The 1600-nt window shown below is 68.6% G+C and carries 2 protein-coding genes; both read right to left on the bottom strand.

What is annotated here, in order from left to right:
• Positions 1-50 precede the first annotated feature (50 nt).
• Positions 51-332 (bottom strand): hypothetical protein, encoded by a 282-nt coding sequence (locus AC2VOK_RS09515; protein WP_428900251.1) that lies wholly within the window; start codon positions 330-332, stop codon positions 51-53.
• 96 nt (positions 333-428) lie between these two features.
• Positions 429-1565, bottom strand: a complete 1137-nt coding sequence (locus AC2VOK_RS09510; protein WP_428900250.1) for a 6-phosphofructokinase — start codon at positions 1563-1565, stop codon at positions 429-431.
• Between the last annotated feature and the right edge of the window lie 35 nt (positions 1566-1600).

Raw genomic sequence — 1600 nt, 5'->3', positions numbered from 1 at the left:
GACGGTCAACTGCTCCATCCCATCACTGTCCGCCACGGCAGCGCCCGCGATCAGGGCCGGAAGTCCTCACCTTCGATGCCAAACGCATGCTCTGCGGGAGCGCGAGCCGCCATGGCGTCATCGCCTGACGCCCAAGCGGTTTGGCCGCGCAAGCCCGCTTCCGAAAGCCGTGTGACGCACCAGAGAGGAATCCTGAGAAGATGCCCGGGAAGATCACGGTCGAGTTCACCGGCATTCACTTCTGCGAACAGCTCGATCGACGAGATCGGCATCGCCGAGATCGGGATCGCCGACGTGCCACTCATCGGCGGAAAGAACGCCTGGCCCGGCAAGGTTTTCCTCAAATCGGGTGGTCGGTCAAGACACCATGTGCAAGATCCTCGAGCTCGAACAGCAGCCGGCGCCGCTGCGATGACACGGCCCGGGCGTCATCGCCCGATCGTGGTGTGGCCGGGCATCTCATCGCCGAAGTTGATCCCCATGTCGCGCGCGGTCAGCAGCGAGTCGCAGTCAAGCGGGACCGTCTTCTGCCGCCTGGTGGCTTCGGCGAGCGGAACGTAGTCGACCGTCGGCGGGTCGAGGGCAACCATCACGCCGTCGCGCCCCTCGTCGAGGGCCCGCACGGCGGCCGCGCCGAACCGCAGGCCGAGCAACCGGTCGAACGCGGTGGGCGAACCGCCCCGCAGCAGGTGGCCGAGCACGACCGTGCGGGCCTCGCGCCCGGTCATCGCCTCGAGCGCGACGGCCACCTTGTCGCCGATGCCGCCGAGCCGCTCGGCCTGCCCCGGCGACCTGCCCACGATCGAGAAGTCCCCACCGACCGGCCGTGCACCCTCGGCGACGCAGACGATGGAGAACTTCGCGCCGTGCCGTTCTCGGTCGGCGACCAACGCGGCCACCGGTTCGAGATCGAACGGAATCTCCGGGATCAGGATCGCATGCACCCCAGACGCCATGCCGGCGTTCAGTGCGATCCATCCCGCGTAGCGCCCCATCACCTCCACGACGATGATCCGGCCGTGCGACGTGGCGGTGGTGAACAGCCGGTCGATGCACTGCGAGGCGAAGTCGACGGCGGTGTCGAACCCGAACGTCGCAACGGTCTTGTCAAGGTCGTTGTCAATCGTCTTGGGCACCCCGACCAGGCGCAGCCCGGCGTCGTGCAGACGTTGGCCGATCGACATCGACCCGTCACCGCCGGCCAGGATCAGCGCGTCGATCCGGTGCTCGGCGAACCGGTCGATCAGCTCCCCCGTGCGGTCCACCTCAACCCAGGTGCCGTCGGGCCGGCGCACCGGGAAAGCCGTCGGATTGCCGCGATTGGTGGTTCCGATGATCGTGCCGCCCTGGTGGATGATGCCGCGCACCCGGTCACGGGTCAGCTCGATCAGCCCGCCGTCGGGATAGTCGTCCGGGGTCAGCAGGCCGTTGAAGCCGTCGCGGATCCCGACGACTTCCCAGTCACGGTTCCGTGCGGCCAGGGTGGCCGCATGCATGACCGCGTTGAGCCCGGGCGCGTCCCCGCCTCCGGTGCTCATGGCGATCCGCTCGATGCGGTTCCTCATGCGGGGCCCGGCGGCTGGCGGTCAAGCGCGGACCC

It is taken from the genome of Mycobacterium sp. TH-M116 (assembly GCF_057473685.1).
Note: the sequence above shows the minus strand (reverse complement) of the source record. Positions and strands in the feature narration are given on the sequence as shown.